The organism is Asaia prunellae JCM 25354 (assembly GCF_000613885.1).
GTDB classification, from domain to species: Bacteria; Pseudomonadota; Alphaproteobacteria; order Acetobacterales; family Acetobacteraceae; genus Asaia; species Asaia prunellae.
On the sequence record NZ_BAJV01000013.1, the window covers coordinates 1 to 18,556 of the forward strand.

16 protein-coding genes and 1 pseudogene are annotated in these 18,556 nt (G+C 54.6%); 15 read left to right on the plus strand and 2 right to left on the minus strand.

The window, feature by feature from the left end:
- A partial coding sequence (locus JCM25354_RS11440; RefSeq protein ID WP_025886118.1) for a JAB domain-containing protein occupies positions 1-598 on the minus strand: 598 nt, incomplete at its 3' end.
- 107 nt (positions 599-705) lie between these two features.
- On the opposite strand from JCM25354_RS11440, the gene JCM25354_RS23090 reads away from it, so the two are divergent.
- Together JCM25354_RS23090 and JCM25354_RS18465 are read left to right on the plus strand one after the other, a co-directional pair.
- Positions 706-1,011: an HAD family hydrolase gene (locus JCM25354_RS23090; protein ID WP_279379574.1), complete on the plus strand. Its 306-nt coding sequence runs from the start codon at positions 706-708 to the stop codon at positions 1,009-1,011.
- On the plus strand, positions 921-1,400 hold the full coding sequence (locus JCM25354_RS18465) for an HAD hydrolase-like protein (protein ID WP_279379575.1): 480 nt from the start codon (positions 921-923) through the stop codon (positions 1,398-1,400). Before JCM25354_RS23090 ends, JCM25354_RS18465 begins: the two co-directional genes overlap by 91 nt.
- Positions 1,401-1,411: 11 nt before the next feature.
- On the opposite strand, the gene JCM25354_RS11450 is transcribed toward JCM25354_RS18465, so the two are convergent.
- Positions 1,412-2,035: a JAB domain-containing protein gene (locus JCM25354_RS11450; RefSeq protein WP_025886119.1), complete on the minus strand. Its 624-nt coding sequence runs from the start codon at positions 2,033-2,035 to the stop codon at positions 1,412-1,414.
- Between the two features lie 101 nt (positions 2,036-2,136).
- On the opposite strand from JCM25354_RS11450, the gene JCM25354_RS11455 reads away from it, so the two are divergent.
- The 13 genes and pseudogenes from JCM25354_RS11455 (at position 2,137) to JCM25354_RS18485 (ending at position 18,400) form a co-directional block, all read left to right on the plus strand.
- Positions 2,137-4,365 (plus strand): ATP-dependent helicase, encoded by a 2,229-nt coding sequence (locus tag JCM25354_RS11455; protein ID WP_025886120.1) that lies wholly within the window; start codon positions 2,137-2,139, stop codon positions 4,363-4,365.
- Positions 4,362-5,258, plus strand: a complete 897-nt coding sequence (locus JCM25354_RS11460) for a 50S ribosomal protein L11 methyltransferase (protein WP_025886121.1) — start codon at positions 4,362-4,364, stop codon at positions 5,256-5,258. The genes JCM25354_RS11455 and JCM25354_RS11460 overlap by 4 nt, the downstream gene beginning before the upstream one ends.
- On the plus strand, positions 5,251-5,751 hold the full coding sequence (locus tag JCM25354_RS11465) for a GNAT family N-acetyltransferase (RefSeq protein WP_369345772.1): 501 nt from the start codon (positions 5,251-5,253) through the stop codon (positions 5,749-5,751). Before JCM25354_RS11460 ends, JCM25354_RS11465 begins: the two co-directional genes overlap by 8 nt.
- Positions 5,752-5,780: 29 nt before the next feature.
- A pseudogene (locus tag JCM25354_RS18470) lies at positions 5,781-7,549 on the plus strand (M24 family metallopeptidase).
- A gap of 15 nt (positions 7,550-7,564) precedes the next feature.
- Entirely contained in the window at positions 7,565-8,587 is a 1,023-nt protein-coding gene (locus JCM25354_RS11475) for an isocitrate/isopropylmalate dehydrogenase family protein (protein WP_025886123.1), read from the plus strand.
- Between the two features lie 231 nt (positions 8,588-8,818).
- Positions 8,819-9,856: a zinc-dependent alcohol dehydrogenase family protein gene (locus JCM25354_RS11480; RefSeq protein ID WP_025886124.1), complete on the plus strand. Its 1,038-nt coding sequence runs from the start codon at positions 8,819-8,821 to the stop codon at positions 9,854-9,856.
- Positions 9,857-10,123: 267 nt separating this feature from the next.
- Positions 10,124-11,296: an iron-dependent methanol dehydrogenase gene (mdh, locus tag JCM25354_RS18475; protein WP_035447608.1), complete on the plus strand. Its 1,173-nt coding sequence runs from the start codon at positions 10,124-10,126 to the stop codon at positions 11,294-11,296.
- 106 nt (positions 11,297-11,402) lie between these two features.
- The gene (locus tag JCM25354_RS18480) at positions 11,403-12,764 is read left to right on the plus strand and encodes an aldehyde dehydrogenase family protein (RefSeq protein ID WP_025886125.1); all 1,362 of its coding nucleotides are present in this window, start codon (positions 11,403-11,405) and stop codon (positions 12,762-12,764) included.
- A gap of 165 nt (positions 12,765-12,929) precedes the next feature.
- Positions 12,930-14,531: a phytoene desaturase family protein gene (locus JCM25354_RS11495; protein WP_084294750.1), complete on the plus strand. Its 1,602-nt coding sequence runs from the start codon at positions 12,930-12,932 to the stop codon at positions 14,529-14,531.
- Positions 14,528-16,117 carry a phytoene desaturase family protein gene (locus JCM25354_RS11500; protein ID WP_025886127.1) on the plus strand — a complete coding sequence of 530 codons (1,590 nt, stop codon included), beginning with the start codon at positions 14,528-14,530 and terminating at the stop codon, positions 16,115-16,117. Before JCM25354_RS11495 ends, JCM25354_RS11500 begins: the two co-directional genes overlap by 4 nt.
- Positions 16,107-16,877, plus strand: a complete 771-nt coding sequence (locus JCM25354_RS11505) for a lysophospholipid acyltransferase family protein (protein WP_025886128.1) — start codon at positions 16,107-16,109, stop codon at positions 16,875-16,877. Before JCM25354_RS11500 ends, JCM25354_RS11505 begins: the two co-directional genes overlap by 11 nt.
- Positions 16,855-17,973 (plus strand): glycosyltransferase family 2 protein, encoded by a 1,119-nt coding sequence (locus tag JCM25354_RS11510; protein ID WP_148301500.1) that lies wholly within the window; start codon positions 16,855-16,857, stop codon positions 17,971-17,973. The genes JCM25354_RS11505 and JCM25354_RS11510 overlap by 23 nt, the downstream gene beginning before the upstream one ends.
- Positions 17,963-18,400 (plus strand): DUF2141 domain-containing protein, encoded by a 438-nt coding sequence (locus JCM25354_RS18485; protein ID WP_025886130.1) that lies wholly within the window; start codon positions 17,963-17,965, stop codon positions 18,398-18,400. Before JCM25354_RS11510 ends, JCM25354_RS18485 begins: the two co-directional genes overlap by 11 nt.
- Positions 18,401-18,556: the final 156 nt, after the last annotated feature.

The window sequence follows — 18,556 nt, forward strand, 5'->3', positions numbered from 1 at the left end:
AAACGGCAATAAGACCCATCGCCTTCTGCATATCATGTGTCATAACAATATCGTCACGGGATGGTGTCGGATCACCGCTCGGATGATTATGCACAAGAATGACGCTTTTGGCACCTAGCTCCATGGCGCGACGTGCTACTTCCCTGGGGTAAACCGGTGTATGGTTGACCGTACCACGCGACTGCGTTTCGTCAGCCAAAAGACGGTTTTTTTCATCCAGAAAAAGAATACGGAACTGTTCAATCGGCTCTCGCGCAAGACGTGAGATGAGATAATCGAACATGAACTTCCGGTTGTTGAATATATTCTCATGATCAAGACGAGCACGGCTTACCCGGATGGCGGCTTCATGGATGATACGCAAAGCCACGCGCATAGGCAGGCCAATATGCACAAGGCCACTCAATGCGCGATCATTGGCAGAGAAAACAGCAGCGAGTGAGCCAAATCTTACTATGATGGTTTCTATCAGACTTTGCTGTTGCTCTTGTTTGATGGAAAGCGCATCACAAAAAAGGCGCAACAACACCTCATCAGATAACACTGAGCCATGGTCTGCGATCAGGGCTCGATGGGGAATATCAGCCCACCCTATCATCACTGGATCGGGATCTGTATATTCCGTGTCGGTATCCTGACGATTAGAGACCCTATCGTCATCTACTTCTTTCAATCGTTTCTCCGTCGGAGTTCAATAAAATTATTATGTCAGAGTTCGAGGAATATACGAGCGGTCATTCGATTTTATTTGATCTGGATGGAACAATTATCGACTCCAGAGTTGGTATTATCGAAACACTACACAAGGTTGTCTCAGAACTTGGGCACATACCTGACAAGACGATTGACCTGACCTGGGTTGTCGGGCCGCCATTGGCTGAACTGATGGCAGAAGTCATCGGAGTTTATGGGGACACGCGGTGGATAAGGCTGTTGCTCTTTATCGCCGCTTTTATGAAGAAACCGGTCGTTTCCAGACGCCATTGTTTCCACAGTTCAGTATTTTGCTGAGGCGTCTGGAGCGATCACCAGTCAGAATTTTCACGGCGACGTCCAAACCAGCGTCGCTCGCGCTCAGTATTCTTAAAAATCACGGACTTGATGAATGTTTCGACACCGTTCACGGCGCTGCAGATGATGACACTGGTGGCGAAAAACCTGAAATGATTGCCCGTATCATACATCAGGAGGGGCTTGATCCGGCACGTACCCTCATGATCGGTGACAGACGGTTCGATATTTTCGGTGCTCATGCGAACAGACTGAGAGCGATCGGGGTCTTGTGGGGGTATGGTGGGAAGGATGAACTGACAGAGGCGGGAGCAGATCTTCTGGTCAGTTCTCCCGATGATCTGCCCCTTGCGATCGACGGGCAGTTGAGAGCACTTTCACGCAGCTGATGCTTTTCCGGTCAGAACAGGCCCTTTTGCCTCAGGCTGAGCGGATGTCGTCTTTCAGAGACGATCACTACATCATGCAGAACCATCGAAAGAATGCCTGCCTCTTCACGCAAACGTCGGGCAAAAAGCGTCAGAGGTGAAGTGGTGGCATGAAAATTCCCCAGAGTTTTCTGAACGCCGATCAGGGCCACAGCCTGCAAGGCAAGCGCGCGACGAAAGATGAGGGCGGTTGAGGCAAAATCATCTACCGGCTCATCAGCAAGCAACCTGTTGCGATTGTCGAGATAGAGTAAGCGGAACTGCTCTGGAACAGCGCTTGCCATAGTGCCGGAAAGATAGGCACAAAGCTGCTCCCAGCTTCCGAGCTTTGGGCGTAACCGTTCTTCAGCCAGAGCAAGGCGTTCCGCTACGACGGGCGGAAACTTGAGCAGGAGCACCGTTCGTTCACTCAAGCCTAGAGTTCTGAGATCACGACCGGAAGCCTCGAAAACTGCTGCAAGACTCCCGAAACGATTGAGAAGCGCCTTGGCGAGTGGCTTCGTATCGCGTCGCGGAATGCTATAATAAAGCAGCATTTCCAGCAATTCGTAATCAGCGAGGGTTTCAGCGCCGACCCCAAGGACGCGATGACGCATGCGTTCACGATGCCTTGCGGGCCGGTGCCGTGGATCAGCTTCTTCCCGGTAGAGAGAAATGAGGATTTGGCCATTAGGGCATTACATTCTATATCAGACAGGTGACGCAATCCCTTATATCACCCTCATCCCCTGAGTATCTTGACCGGCTCAATCCCGAGCAGCGTGAAGCGATCGAGACGACAGAAGGGCCGCTGCTCATTCTCGCTGGAGCGGGAACCGGCAAGACACGTGTCCTGACGACGCGCTTTGCCCATATTCTTCTGGAAGGCCGCGCCCGACCTTACCAGATTCTGGCTGTAACCTTTACCAACAAGGCGGCGCGTGAAATGCGCGAGCGTGTCGGGGCACTGCTGGGTGAGCCTGCTGACGGATTATGGCTTGGCACCTTTCATGCGCTCTGCGCACGCATGTTGCGTCGTCATGCCGAATATGTCGGACTGACCACAGGGTTTACCATTCTCGATACGGATGATCAGATCCGTCTTGTCAGACAGATCATGGAGCCCTATCGCCTCGACACAAAGCGCTGGCCACCGCAGGCTCTGCTCGGCATTTTCCAGCGCTGGAAGGATCGGGGTCTGACGCCAGAACAGGTAACACCTGCGGAAGACACTGATTTTGCGGGTGGGCATGCACGCAAGCTTTATGTAGCCTATCAGGATCGACTGAAAGCGGTAAACGCCTGCGATTTCGGCGACCTGATGCTCCATACGCTTGAGATTTTGCGTACGCAGCCGGATGTTCTGTCACAATATCATCGCCTCTTCCGCTATATTCTGGTCGACGAATATCAGGATACGAACACCATACAGTATCTCTGGCTTCGTCTTCTGGCTAAACGGGAGCATGGACCGTCGAATATTGCCTGTGTAGGCGATGATGACCAGTCTATCTATTCCTGGCGAGGTGCAGAAATCGAGAATATCCTGCGTTTCGAAAAGGATTTTCCGGGAGCCAAGGTAGTACGGCTTGAGCGTAACTACCGTTCCACAGCCCAGATTCTCGCCGCAGCCTCCGGACTGATCGCGCATAATTCGGGTCGTCTGGGCAAGACTTTACGATCAGGGCGCGATGATGCTCAGGGCGAGAAAGTCCAGATCATCAGCGTCTGGGATTCGGATGAAGAGGCCCGCATTACTGCCGGAGCAATCGAACGCCTTCGTGCAGACGGACATCCGCTTTCCGAGATTGCCATATTGATGCGGGCAGGCTTTCAGACGCGCCCCTTTGAAGAACGATTCCTGACGCTCGGTCTGCCTTATCGCGTCGTTGGCGGATTGCGCTTTTACGAGCGTGCTGAAATCCGCGATGCCATGGCCTATATGCGCGTCCTCGCTCAACCTGCAGATGACTTGGCGCTTGAACGCATCATCAATGTTCCAAAGCGAGGTATCGGTGCAGCCGGTTTGCAAAAACTTCACCATGAGGCACGGCTTCTGAATGCGCCCCTGAGTGCTGGTGTGATTCATGCCCTCGAGACCGGTCTGGTCAAGGGTAAGGGTCGTGAAGCCCTGTCCGGGCTTATGGAAGCCTTCCGGCACGCTCGGGAAACACGTGAACGCGAAGGTCACGTTGTCGCTACCGAGCAGTTGCTGGAAGAGAGCGGCTATCTCCAGATGTGGCGTGACGACAAGACACCTGAAGCGCCAGGCAGGCTGGACAACATCAAGGAACTGCTGCGCGCGATCGGAGATTTCGCGACGCTTGAAGGCTTTCTCGAGCATGTGGCACTCGTGTTTGAAACAGAAAATCAGTCGAGCGTCGATACGGTGAGCCTGATGACACTGCATGGCGCCAAAGGGCTGGAGTTTGATACGGTCTTCCTGCCAGGCTGGGAGGAAGGCGTCTTTCCTTCCCAGCGCAGTCTCGATGAAGGTGGCCTAAAGAGTCTGGAAGAGGAGCGTCGTCTGGCCTATGTGGGTATTACCCGTGCCCGCAAACGCGCTGTCATTCTCCATGCAGCAAGACGGCGTATCTATGCGAACTGGCAGGACTCAATGCCCAGCCGCTTCATCGACGAAATCCCCTCCGAGACGGTCGAGCACAGCGGACAGGCGATGCAGGAGCGTCGTCAGCTGGCAGCGCAGAATTCGATCTTTGCATCAGGACCAGTGACGAGCACAAGAAGCGGCTATAGCCGCCCCGCCCCGCGCATGACCGACATCACCCCGGATGCGGTTCAAGGGATTGCCATTGGTTCTCGCGTATTCCATCAGAAATTCGGTTATGGCACCGTTTTGGGTGTCGACTCCGACAGGCTGCATATCAACTTCGAAAAGGCGGGCGAAAAACGCATCATGGCGCATTTTGTGGAACAGGTCTCGTGAGCGCATCCAGACGACACGCTTCGGCGCTTGAAACTATTTCCGTCACTGTTGCCGATGAAGCAGTGCCGCTTTTCGAACAGGCCATGCTGACCGTCTGTACCACTGTAGGTATTTTCGAAGCCAATGAAGACCAGAATATCTGGCGTGTTGAAGGGGTAAAGAATGTTGGTCACGGCGAAGAGGAGCTCGCCCGCGCCCTGACCCTTGCGCGTCTGATGACCGGTGTAGACGCAGAGCTGACACGTGAACGTACCGAAGCCGAAGGATGGCTGGCACGCACCTATGAAGCATTCCCGCAGCAGAATGTAGGAAAGCGCTTTGCCATTCGTGGCACGCATCTCGCCCCCAGTCACACACGCGATCGTCTGACAATTACGCTCGATGCCGGGATCGCCTTTGGTTCAGGTGAACATGGCTCCACGCGTGGCTGTCTGCGTGCTCTGGAGGACATGGCCTGGCGCAAGCCGGCGCGTATTCTCGATATGGGATGTGGATCAGGTATTCTGGCCATGGCTGCGGCACAGCTCTTTCACAAACGGGTTCTGGCTGTTGATATCGAACCCTGGTCTGTGCGTGTCGCGGCCAGCAACGCGAAGCTGAATTTCATTGGCCCCTTGCTTGACGCCCGTCTCGGCAATGGCTGGCTGACCCCTGCCGTACGGGCCAAGGCACCGTATGATCTGGTCTTCGCCAATATCCTTGCGCGGCCACTCTGCAAAATGGCCCGTTCACTTGCGAGCCATCTGGCGCCAGGGGGCACGGTCATTCTGGCGGGACTTCTGACCACACAGGCGCGCATGGTGCTGGCAGCACACAGACGGCAGGGCCTCGTCCTGGAAAAACAATATTACGAGGGCGAGTGGTCCACACTGGTGTTACGCCGCCGTGATTGAGCTGCGCGACGCAACTGAGGCCGATCTGCCGGATATTCTTGCCATTACCAATGACGCAATTGCCACCTCCGAGGCAATCTGGGCCACATCGCCACGCACGCTTGAAGAACGTCGTGACTGGATGCATGACCGGCAGGCGAAGAACTTTCCTGTGGTTGTGGCCGTGGAAGGGGACGATATTCTTGGCTTTGCCTCATATGGCCCTTTTCGCGTCTATGAAGGTTATGCCCAGACGGTCGAGCATTCTGTCTATGTCTCGCGCAACGCCCAGCGTCGTGGAATAGGGCGTCTGCTGCTCGACGCGATGGTCTGTCACGCAGAAAAATCGGGCATGCATGTGCTGGTCGGTGCCATTACCGCCAGCAATACGGCATCCATCGCCCTTCACCGGGCGGCAGGTTTCAGCGAAAGCACACCTCTGCCACAGATGGGCAGAAAATTCGGGCGCTGGCTCGACCTCGTTTTCATGTATCGGCTTTTCGAAAGCCACTGACTATCAGATCCTGTTTGAAAGACCATGCGATGAGCCTCATCCCTCTTGCCAACCGCCAGGCCCTCGTCAGGAAGGAACTTGAAGCAAGCCAGGTGGACGGCTTTCTCCTCCCCCGTGGCGATGAGTTCATGGGCGAATATGTGGCCCCCTATGCCGAGCGCCTTGCATGGCTGACAGGTTTCACAGGTTCGGCGGGTATGGCGATCCTGCTGCACGACAAGGCCGCCGTATTTTCGGACGGGCGTTATACGAGCCAGATATGTGATCAGGTGGATGCAAGCCAGTGGGAGCGCCTCCATATCACAAACAAGCCGCCCGCAGCGTGGCTGGCTATCCACGGCAAGGTCTCAGGATCGGCTATGATCCCAGACTTGTCAGCGAGCTACAGCTCAACGCCCTGGTCGGGACGGATCATGAGTTCGTGTCTCTCGAACGCAATCCGGTGGATGCATCCTGGAGTGATCAGCCCACCCCGCCAGAGAGTATTGTCCGCTTTCAGGATGACAGGTTCAGCGGAGAAAACAGTCTTTCCAAAAGACGCAGGATCGGCGGGGCGCTACGCAAGGCAGGCCAGGATGCCATGCTTGTCTGTGACCCGACCTCTCTTGCCTGGCTCCTAAATATCCGCGGTGATGACGTACCCCATACGCCGGTCATTCTGGCATTTGCGATTCTTCATCAGGATGCCTCACTTGAGGTTTTTGTCGATATCAGCCGCGTCAGTCCTGAAGCCGCCACGTCATTCCGCAATGTTTCGGTCCTGCCGCCGTCAGACCTTCCCGAGCGCCTCAGGGCGCTTGGAGGACAGGTCGTTCGCTTTGACCCCGCACAAACAGGATTATGGTTCATCCAGATGCTCTCTGGAGCGGGAGCCAAACTGGCGCGCGGTGCTGACCTTTGCGCCCTGCCCCGTGCCTGCAAGAACGAAACCGAACAGAATGGTGCCCGGGCAGTACATCTGACGGATTCTGCCGCACTATGCCGGTTTCTGCATTTCGTTGAGCGCGAAGGTACCGGGCAGCATGAAACCAGGCTGGCTGAACTTCTTGATGGCTTCCGTTCGGCTTCGTCCGAATACCATGGCGAGAGCTTTCCCGCGATCTCGGCAGTCGGACCCAATGCCGCCCTGCCCCATTACCGGGCCCTGCCGGGAGAAGACAGAGTACTTCAAGCCAATCAGGTTTATCTTATCGATAGTGGCGGCCAGTATAGCGCCGGTACAACAGATGTAACCCGTACAATCTGGAATGGTCCCGAAGCCCCACCTGCGACGCTTTGCGAGGCCTTCACACGCGTTCTGAAAGGCAACATTACCCTCGCCCGCGCCCGCTTTCCGGCAGGAACAACCGGACATCGCCTCGATGCCCTGGCACGCTATGCGCTGTGGCAGGCTGGTCTCGACTACGATCACGGTACAGGCCACGGAATAGGCAGCTATCTCTCAGTACATGAGGGTCCCCAGAATATCAGTTCGGTTGCACGTCCTGTCGGTCTTGAAGCCGGAATGATCCTGTCTGACGAACCTGGTTTTTATCTCCCGGGGGAATACGGCATACGTCTTGAGAACCTGCTGCTGGTCCGCCCTGCCTCGATCGAGGCAAGGAGCCCCTTTTTGGAATTTGAGGTGCTGGGTTTTGCACCATTCGATCGCAGGTTGATCATCGCATCGTTACTGGAACCCGAAGAGCTGCGCTGGCTCAATGCCTATCATGAGTCTACGCTCACGCGCATCGGGCCGCTTCTGGATCAATCGGACAGGAACTGGCTCGCCGACGCCTGTGCGCCGATTACGAACTGACAAAGGAAAGACAGAATGGCTGATCACATGATCCCTGCGACGCTCATCGAAGGTGACGGCATCGGACCCGAGATCACCGCTTCGGTCGTTGAAATTTTGGCCAAGATCGGAGCGCCTTTCGAATGGGATCACCAGTCAGGTGGTCTGGGGGCAATCGAGAAATTTGGCGCCCCCCTGCCCCAGCCAACACTGGACAGCATCCGCAAGACCGGTCTTGCTCTCAAGGGGCCGCTGACAACCCCCGTTGGAGCCGGGTTCAAATCGGTCAATGTGACCATGCGTCAGGAGTTCGGTCTGTACGCCAATCTGCGCCCGACGCGGACGGTTGTACCGGGTGGACGTTTCGACAAGATTGATCTCGTGGTCGTGCGAGAGAATATCGAAGGGCTATACGCCGCCATGGAGCATTACCTGCCTGAAGGTGATGACCCCAAGGGGCTTGCCTATGGTGCAGGATTCAACTCGCGTCGTGAGTGCGCCCGTATTGTACGCTTTGCCTTCGACTATGCTGTTGCCAACGGCCGCAAGAAGGTCACTCTGGTTCACAAAGCCAATATTCTCAAGATTTTCAGCGGCATCTTCCTTGAGGAAGGTCGTAAGGTTGCCAAGGAATATGAAGGCAAGGTCGCTGTCGAGGAACGCATCGTTGATGCCTGTGCCATGCAGCTCGTTACTGACCCATGGCAGTATGACGTTATTGTCACCACCAACCTTTTTGGCGATATCCTGTCTGACCTGACGGCTGGTCTGGTTGGCGGTCTGGGTATGGCTCCAGGCGCAAATATTGGCCCGAATGCCGCAATCTTCGAGGCAGTTCATGGCTCTGCCCCGGATATTGCCGGTAAGGGTGTTGCCAATCCGCTTGCCCTGCTGATGGCTGCCAGCATGATGCTTGCCCATGTTGGGCGTCAGGATCTGTCACAACGTGTGGATCATGCCATTGACCGTGTCATTCGTGTCGATGGTGTGCGTACGCGCGACCTGGGCGGTGAAACCGGCACTGCCGAGTTGACCAAGGCGCTGCTTGCTGCGCTCTGACGCAGGATTGAGGGAGAGATGAGTCTCTCCCTCAGTCATATTGCTTTGCGCTGATCTGTTTCGCTTTCTGATCTGACGGTAACATCCTCTGGGTTGATGTTTATCATGCTCAGAAAATCTTTCGGCTGTGCATATGATAGGCACATTATTCTGATAACGCTGAGTATATGCGTCCGTAAAATATATGGCGTATACTCATTGTAACAGTCAGAACTCAAAGAGTATTTGCAAATGAAAGCCATGCTTGTTGAAGCGTTCGGACAGGTGCCGGTTATCACCGATGTACGCGATCCAGAACCTGGTTCTGATGGCGTCATCATCAAGGTTGAGGCAACCGGTCTTTGCCGGAGCGATTGGCATGGCTGGAAAGGCCATGACAGCGATATAAAACTGCCCCATGTCCCCGGACACGAGTTCGCGGGTGTTGTGGTGGAGACTGGGTCGTCTGTTACGCGGTTCCGCTCAGGAGATCGGGTGACCGTTCCGTTTATTGCCGCCTGCGGTCGATGCTCCGAGTGCCAATCAGGTAATCAGCAAGTATGTGAAACGCAGTTCCAACCGGGCTTTACTCACTGGGGTTCCTTTGCAGAATACGTGGCAATAGGCCGGGCAGATAACAATCTGGTGCGCTTGCCTGAGGATATGAATTATGCGACGGCTGCCAGCCTTGGCTGTCGTTTTGCCACCTCCTTTCGTGCCGTCGTTGACCAGGGACGTGTACGCGGAGGTGAATGGGTAGCGGTACATGGTGCAGGAGGAGTAGGCCTTTCTGCCATCATGATCGCCTCTGCACTGGGAGCTCAGGTAATCGCCATTGACATTGCGGAATCCAAGCTAGTACGAGCCCGGGAACTGGGCGCCTGTGCCACGGTGAATTCCAGAATGGTACCCTCTGTCTCCGAAGCCATACGCGATATAAGTCGCGGAGGAGTCCATGCATCGATCGATGCGCTTGGCAGTCGTGAAACATGCTACAATTCAGTGTGCAGCCTTCGGCGTCGTGGTCGTCACGTTCAGGTGGGTCTGATGCTTGGTGACGACACTCGTGCAGAAGTACCAATGGCGCAGATAATCGCGCATGAGCTTGAAATTGTTGGTAGCCACGGCATGCAGGCCTGGCGTTACGAGGATATGCTGAAGATGATTCTTGCAGGAACCCTCAAGCCTGAACAACTATTGGGAAACACTGTCACGCTTCAGGATGCCATCCCGCTTCTGACATCCATGGATCTCAACCCTCCTGACGGCATTACGATTATCAATCCCTGATTTCATGTCCTCCATGCCGCGATTACCGGATATTTTCAACGGAAGTAGAAACAAGACTACCGCAGTACACATTGGAATTCACAAGAATATAAATTCTCAATTCATCATTTATTTGTAATACAATTATATGGCATCCGTATAATCGAGTTTTATTGATTAGGGGATTATCGATCGTATGGCCCGCTCTGTGCGTTGACAGAGTGTCGGGTGCTCTCCGTGCGTCGCGCAGAATGCCCGAGATCCTTGTCAGATAGGAGGGCCCAGATAATGGCGCATCTTGCACTTGCTGATCACACCGACAGTTTCTTCATCCCTTGTGTAACACTCATCGGTTCTGGCTGTGCCAAGCAGGCAGGCAGCCGCGCCAAGGCTCTGGGGGCGAAAAAAGCGCTGATCGTTACTGATGCCGGCCTCAAGAAAATGGGTGTGGCCGACTTGATCTCAGGTTATCTGCTTGAGGATGGGCTGGAAACCGTCATTTTTGCAGGAGCGGAGCCAAATCCGACTGACACCAATGTTCATGACGGTGTTCGCCTGTTTCAGGAAAGCGGTTGTGATTTTATTGTTTCGCTCGGCGGTGGCTCAGCGCATGATTGCGCCAAAGGTATTGGTCTGGTGACTGCCGGAGGAGGAAACATCCGGGATTACGAAGGGGTTGACCAGTCCAGAGTTCCCATGACGCCCTTGATCGCCATTAACACGACAGCCGGTACGGCTTCGGAAATGACGCGTTTCTGTATCATCACAAATTCGCAGACCCATGTGAAAATGGCAATCGTCGACTGGCGATGCACCCCCCTGATTGCCATTGACGATCCCGCCCTGATGGTTGCCATGCCTCCTGGTCTGACTGCCGCAACAGGTATGGATGCCCTTACTCACGCGGTTGAGGCCTATGTTTCCACTGCGGCAACGCCCATTACCGACGCCTGTGCCGAGAAAGCTATCAGCCTGATCGCAGAACATCTGGCAAAGGCTGTAGGCCACGGCGAGAATATGGAGGCCCGGATAGCCATGTGCTATGCGCAATACCTCGCAGGCATGGCGTTCAACAACGCGTCTCTGGGCTATGTTCACGCTATGGCACATCAACTGGGCGGTTTCTATAATCTGCCCCATGGCGTATGCAATGCTGTACTTCTCCCCCATGTCTGTCGTTTCAATCTTATCTCTGCTGCAGATCGCTATGCACGTATTGCCCGTTTGCTTGGGGTCCCTACCGATCTGATGAGCCGTGATGAAGCCGCCGAGGCTGCTATTGATGCAATAAGCCATATGGCTCGGTCTCTTGGTATTCCTGCGGGACTTTCGGAACTTGGTGTGAAAGCCAAAGACCACCGTGTCATGGCTGAAAATGCCCAGAAAGATGCCTGTATGCTGACCAATCCACGCAAGGCAACGCTTGATCAGATCATAGGTGTCTTCGAATCCGCGATGTGAGGTTTCCCACCCCAGCCGCTTCGCGAAGCGGCTGGGGCACCAGTCTTTCTTCGTGCAACCCTCTCCCGGAATTACGGTTCCTGCTACAGGATGATGAGGGCAGATAATGACACGCGGCAAAGAGACTGGGCACCGATCAGATGAAGACGGACCGTCCTGTATTTATCCTGAAGAATGCGCTTCCCATGTTCTGATCGATACGCTTCGCCAGAAGCAATCAATCTGGGAAGCTACCCCCCTCAGCCAGCGGATTAGACCCCTTCGCCGCTTGCGCAGAGCACTGTTCCTTAATACGCGCAGCTTTGTGAATCTGACTCCCGATCATGCTCCTGCGGATGTAATTACTTCGGAAATCATGCCGCTTCTGGCTGCTGTTCGCTTCCTGGAAAGAGAAGCCGGCAGTCTTCTCAAGACTGTTTCCCTCTCTTCATTCGGGCGACCTGTCTGGCTCTGGGGAGTGAAAAGCTTTGTCAGGCGTAAAGCTCTGGGAACCGTACTCATACTGGCGCCAGATAATTACCCTTTAATGCTGGCTGCGGTGCAGTGCCTCCAGGCGCTGGTTGCAGGCAATGCTGTCGCGCTGAAACCCGCACCGGGGCGCACGGCCCTGCTGGAGCATTTTGTGACATTGCTCATGCGTGCCGGATTTCCTGACGGCATTATCCGACTTGTTCCGGAAGATGCAGGTCCGGAAGCAACGGAAGCAGGGTTCGATCTGATTATGCTCACAGGCTCGGAAGAAACAGGAAAAAAGGTTGTCCAGACGGCAGCCAGAACACTCACACCAACCATCCTGGAGCTTTCAGGCGCTGATCCCGTTTTCGTTCTCCCCTCCGCCAATATTCCTCTGGTTGCAAACGCACTGCATTTTGGCCTGACCCTCAACAGGGGGGCTACCTGCATTGCACCAAGGCGGGTCTTCGTACCCAGACATCGTCTGGATATGCTTGAGGCACGTCTGTCAGCACTTCTTGCTCGCAACGAAGGGAATATCAAACCTGGGCAGGATCGAAAGCTCATCGATCTCATCCACACTATAACCCGATCAGGTGGGCGTACGAGACAGGTCGGCCCGGCTACACTCCTCGTCATTGAGGCCTCGCAGGCTCATCTGGTCGATATTGATCTCTTCGCGCCATGGCTAGCCCTGATTGCCGTGGATGACACTGACGAAGCTGTCCAGCTCGAAGACAGGGCACGACATGCTCTGGGCGCAAGCATCTTTGGCGACGAAAAAGAAGCTAGAAAACTGGCTCAAAAATTGCCGGCAGGCACGATCACAATCAATGACCTCATTGTTCCGAGTGCCGATCCGAGACTTCCTTTCGGTGGAGCACGTGCGAGCGGTTATGGGGTAACCCGTGGCAGAGAGGGGTTACTGGCTTTGACACGCCCGGTCTCTGTTTCGATGCGAAGGAAAGGTGCCTTTCATCTTCTGACAAGGGTCAGATTCTGGCACGGAAGATAATTGCGGCGCTGTCTGGAACCCAAACGATCACAATTCGTTGAGCCGATAGGCCCAACTGTCATGTCTGCGCATTATGCAAGATATGGCGCAGCGGCCCAATAACTTATGACGCTTCCGCGAGCGGGTTCCGATCGGGTTCGTCTGTCAGGAAGGATCTTCCGCCAAATGGCCCTCTCACTCCTTCCAGCATCAATCCTTGCCGATCCGTCGCTTGCCTCCAAACATATCGCCGTCATAGGTGCCGGCCCCGGCGGCCTCGCCTCCGCCATGTTGCTCGCTCACGCTGGCGCAAAAGTTACGCTCTACGAGAAAGGCGACAAGATCGGCGGGCGTTCGTCATGCCTCGAAATTGAGGGCTTTCGTTTCGATACCGGCCCAACATTTTTTCTGTATCCCGACATCATCAGAGAGATATTCAGTCGATGCGGCTTTGCCTTTGACGAGATGGTAAAACTGACAAGGCTTGAGCATCTTTACGATCTCGTTTTTGAGGACGGTCCGTCGCTGAGTCTGACAACAGATCCTCAAGCGCTTGAGAAGGAGATTGCAAAGATCTCCGTCGAGGACTCCCGTCAGGTTCACCGGTTCCTTGAAAATAACCGTGGCAAGTTTGCACGCTTTATTTCTCCCCTCCAGCGCCCCTTCAATTCATGGCTGGATATGATCAAACCCGACATGATACGGGCTTTGCCGGTGCTCTCGCCCCTTTCTTCCATTGACAAGGATCTGTCACGCTATTTCAAGGATCCGAGGACTAGGCTGGCCTTTTCCTTCCAGAGTAAATATCTGGGCATGTCGCCTTACAGGTGTCCGTCGCTTTTCACGATCCTGAGTTTCATGGAACACGAATACGGCATCTATCATCCGCAGGGTGGCACAGGTGCCGTCATGTCAGCCATGGCCAAGGCAGCTGAGAAACTCGGGGTGACGATCAGGCTCAATACGGGTGTCGAGACAATCGATACCAGAGATGGCAGAGCCGTAGGTGTCCGGTCCTCCTCGGGATCCCAGCCTATCGATGCCGTGGTCGTCAATGGCGATTTTGCCCGGACAATCCAAACCTTGCTGCCTGACAAGGCACGTCGCAAATGGAGCAATGAGGCTCTGGCGAGGAAGAAATACTCCTGTTCGACCTTCATGATGTATCTCGGTTTACGCGGTGAGATGCCGGAAAAAGCGCATCATACGATCTTTCTTTCCAGAGATTACGAGAGCAACTTCACCGAGATCGAGGAAGGAAAACAGATATCCAGCCGGGCATCGCTCTATGTCCAGAATGCAGGCGTTACCGATCCCAGTCTCGCACCTGAAGGCTGCACTGCCCTTTATGTGCTGATGCCCGTTGGCCATCTTCGCGAAGATGGTCTGGAGTGGGATACCAGATCGACCGAGCGTGCCCGCCGTATCGTTTTCGACCGGCTGAGAGACGCTGGATTTGGCGAGATTGAAGAACGGATCATGGTCGAAAAAACCGTCACGCCGCGTGACTGGCAGGAAAATCATGACGTCCATCGTGGAGCCGTCTTCAATCTTGCGCATTCACTTGGTCAGATGTTGCACAGACGCCCTCACAACCGGTTCGAGGATGTCGCCGGAGTCTATCTCGCCGGTGGCGGTACTCACCCCGGAAGTGGTCTGCCCGTCATTTTTGAAGGAGCAAGAATAAGCGCCGATCTTCTGATCAACGATCTCGCAAAAACGCGGTCGCCCATGACCGAGACCAAAATGTCCGATCTCACACTGATGCCGGAGTGCTCACGCGGATGACCGCAGCTCACAAAGCAAACACCGGAGTCAGAGGTGCCGAGCGCGCGCCTGTGATCATAATTGGTGCCGGGTTGGGTGGTCTGGCGTCCGCCTGTACACTAAGCGCAAGAGGACACAAGGTCGTCGTTTGCGAGGCCAATGACTGGACGGGTGGCAAGGCTGCGGAATGGCAGCAGGATGGTTTCCGGTTCGATATGGGGCCAACAATCCTCACTCTTCCTTCCGTGCTCGGACGTATCTTTGGTGAAAGCGGACTACGCCTCGACGAAAGGCTTGATCTGCGACGTCTCGATCCTCAATGGCGTTGCTTCTTTGATAATGGATCGCCCATCGATCTCGTTGAAAATGTCACCCTCATGGCGGCAGAGCTGGAAAAACGTTATTCCGGCGATGGTAAAGGTTACGAAAATCTTCTTGCAGTAAGCGAGAAGCTGCATGAGATCTCACGCCGCTTTGTTTTCTGGAAATCCGTTGGTGGGCTGAAAGATACACTCAATCTACGCGAGGCTCTTTCACCCGAAACCATCCGCGACGTTCTTGCTCTGCGTATGCACGCGACACTCGGAAGCGAAATACGCAAGCGTATTGGTAATCCCCAGGCTGTCCAGATTTTCGATCATTTCACGCAATATGTCGGTTCAAACCCACTACAGGCTCCGGCTGTGCTGACCGGTATTGCCCACATGCAGATGGATGAGGGTATCTGGTATCCGATAGGCGGCACCCGCGCCGTGCCCCAGGCCCTGCGGCGTCTTGCCGAAGAAAATGGCGTGATATTTCGCACGAATTGCCGCATCTCACGCATTCTGCATGATGCACGAAGGGTTCATGGCGTCGTGACCGAGCAGGGCGAAGTATTGGCCGCATCTGCTGTCGTATCGAATATGGATACGGTGCGTACGATGCGGCAACTGATCGACCGGGACAAAGCACCACGCGCTTACAGACAGTTCATGCGCCAGTGGAAACATCGCGAACCCGCCTGCTCCGGTGTCGTACTCTATCTTGGTCTTGACCGGCGATACGAGCATCTCGCACATCATAATTTTGTCTTCTCACGCAATGCCGAAGAAGAATTTGAAGCGATCTACAAACATGGTCGTCCCGCTCCGGATCCAACCTGTTATCTTGCGGCACCGGCCCGTACCGAACCGGAGACGGCACCAGCTGGTGGCGAAGCACTTTATGTGCTGGTACATACCCCTTATCTCCGACCGGGTCAGAACTGGACAGAACTCTACCCGGAATATCGTCAGATCATTCTGGACAAACTCAAACGATCCGGTGGGATGCCGGATCTGGAATCCCGCATCGTAACAGAACACCATCTGACACCGATGGATATTCATAGGCGTTACTCCCCGCAGGCAGGGGCAATCTACGGTTTGGCCAGTCATGGTCGTCTTGCTGGAGGGTTCAAGCCTGCAAATCGTTCAGATGGCCTTGCCGGGCTCTACATGGCAGGTGGCAGTGCACATCCCGGACCTGGCATGCCCATGGCATTGATGTCCGGCTGGATTGCCGCAGATTGCCTTGATCAGGATCGACGTAAAAATCCGGATTATGTCTCTTCCCATGCCGTCTGATCTTGCAACGGCCTTTGGTCGCTCGCCTTTTATTACATATTGGGTTGCTCGTGCTCTTCGACAACGTATCAGACAGAATTTCAACCTGGTGCGCTATAGCGGTGTCTTTCCGTCAATCGAGCGGGGCCGTGGCATCATACTCTATGCCAACCATCCCTCCTGGTGGGACCCGGCGGTTTTCTCACTCATCCAGCAGAGTTTCATGGGTGGGAAACCAGGTTTCGGTCCGATCGACGCCCGGTCGATCGAGCGGTATCCCCTGCTTCGCAAAGCGGGGTTTCTGCCTCTTGATTCACAATCCAGATCCTCAATCAGAGCCTTGCTCAATGCTTCCCAAAGTATTCTGCGGGCCGGTGGCGCCTTCTGGATAACCGCTCAGGGCGCATTCACCGATGTCCGGACGCGCCCATGCCTGCTGCAACCAGGTCTTGCCCATATCGCCAAACGCAACCCTCAAGCCCTCATTCTGCCCGTAGCTCTGGACTATACTTTTACCGCAGAGAGTCGCCCTGATATCGTCATTCGCTTTGGCGAGCCGTTTGAAGGAACTAACTGCTCCATCGCATTCCTGACGAAACAGCTGGCGCAAGTTCTCGAAGCCACTTGTAACGACCTGACCAATCAGGTGATTACACGGGAAGCAGACTGCTTTCAGACCCTGCTGCAAGGGAAGGCTGGTATGGGAGGGTTATACGGGTCTCTTCAACATGCCCTGTCAGGTCTGAAGGGACGTAAGCATGATCCACGCCATGTTCCATAATATCAGGAAACAACGATGGCTTGGCCTTGTTCCAGCGGCCTTGTCCTTGTTTCCCCTTGCCATGGCGCTGACTAATATGCGCCCCCTTGCCCGCCTGTCGCGCAAGGCCATTCCGGCAAAACAGGGCCTATCGGTACTCATTCCGGCACGAAATGAGTCCACGCAGATAAGAGGCGCACTCGATGCCGTACTTGAAAACGGGGATTTCGTCCATGAAGTGATCGTCCTTGATGATCATTCGTCGGACGATACACTTGTTAGAATCCAGGAAGTGACTTCGGAGAAAATCCGTATCATCTCCGGCGCTGATCTGCCTGCCGGATGGTGCGGCAAAAGTCATGCCTGTGCGCAGCTCGCCCAAAACGCTTCTCAGGAATGGCTTCTCTTTCTGGATGCCGATGTGCGTCTCATGCCCGATGCCATCTCACGTCTTATGGCCTACGTTCATAGCCATGATGATGCGGCCCTTGTCAGCGGCGTTCCCCGCCAGGAAACCCGCACCTTTCTGGAATGGCTGCTCCTGCCCTTCATCAATGCCCTGCTTTTTGGCTATTTGCCGCTTCGCTTTGATACAGGCAGATCGCCTGCACTGGCAGCCGCCTGCGGTCAGCTCGTGCTTGTTAAAGCAGCGGCATACCGACACGCTGGCGGACATGAAGCCATCAGAAAGCAGCTTCACGATGGACTTTCTCTGGCCCGCTCGCTGCGCCGTCATGGCTATGCCACCAAGCTGATCGACGCGACAGATATTGCTCGCTGCCGGATGTATCGCAGTGCAGGCGAAGTCTATGCCGGACTGATGAAAAATGCCGTCGAGGGTCTCGCAGGGTCGATTGCACTGCCAATCTGGACGGTGCTTCTGGCAGGAGGACATATCCTGCCGTTTATCATGCGTGGCTCTCCTGTAATCTGGTTCGCGAGACTGGCCAGTCTTGTTTTCAGGCTCATTGTTGCCTTGCGCTGCAAGCAAAGCATCCTGAGTGTTCTTTTCAGTCCCGTCGGAACATTTGTATTGCTCTGGATTCAGTTCCATGCCCGCGTGCGTCATCTCGTCAGACGCCCCGTTACCTGGAAGGGACGTTATTATGAGACATAATTTCGATTACACCCTGCGACTGATTGTCGGAGCCGTCTGCTGTCAGCTCTCTCTACCAGCCTTTGCTGCACCTGTTACAGCGGTTATCCGTAATATACCGGATGACACAGGCACCATTCTCGTCGCTCTTTGTACGGAAAATGAATTTCTCGATCCACATTGCCGTTATAATGCCCAGATCAAATCCGGCGCGCCTGAAGTCAGTGTGCGCTTTGCCGATATTCCGGCAGGAATCTATGCAGTCCAAGCCTTTCAGGACCGTAATGGTGACGGTAAACTGAACCGTACTTTCATCGGAATACCACGAGAGCCGATCGGATTTTCCCGAAATCCCAGACTGCGATACGGACCACCAAGCTTCGATGAGTGCGCCGTTGAAATAACTCCGGGGGGCGGTACCATCACATTAGACCTTATCACTCACTGAATTGGGCCGAATAGAAACAGATTCCGGGCTTGCGGTAGCCTGACTGCCTGAGTTGCTGAAAGAATGTGTGTTTTACCATAATCGACCGTGCAGAAATGCATCTTGTTCTACTCGCTAGGCCTTTTGTGTTCCAAGAGGGCAAGATGACACAGCTCT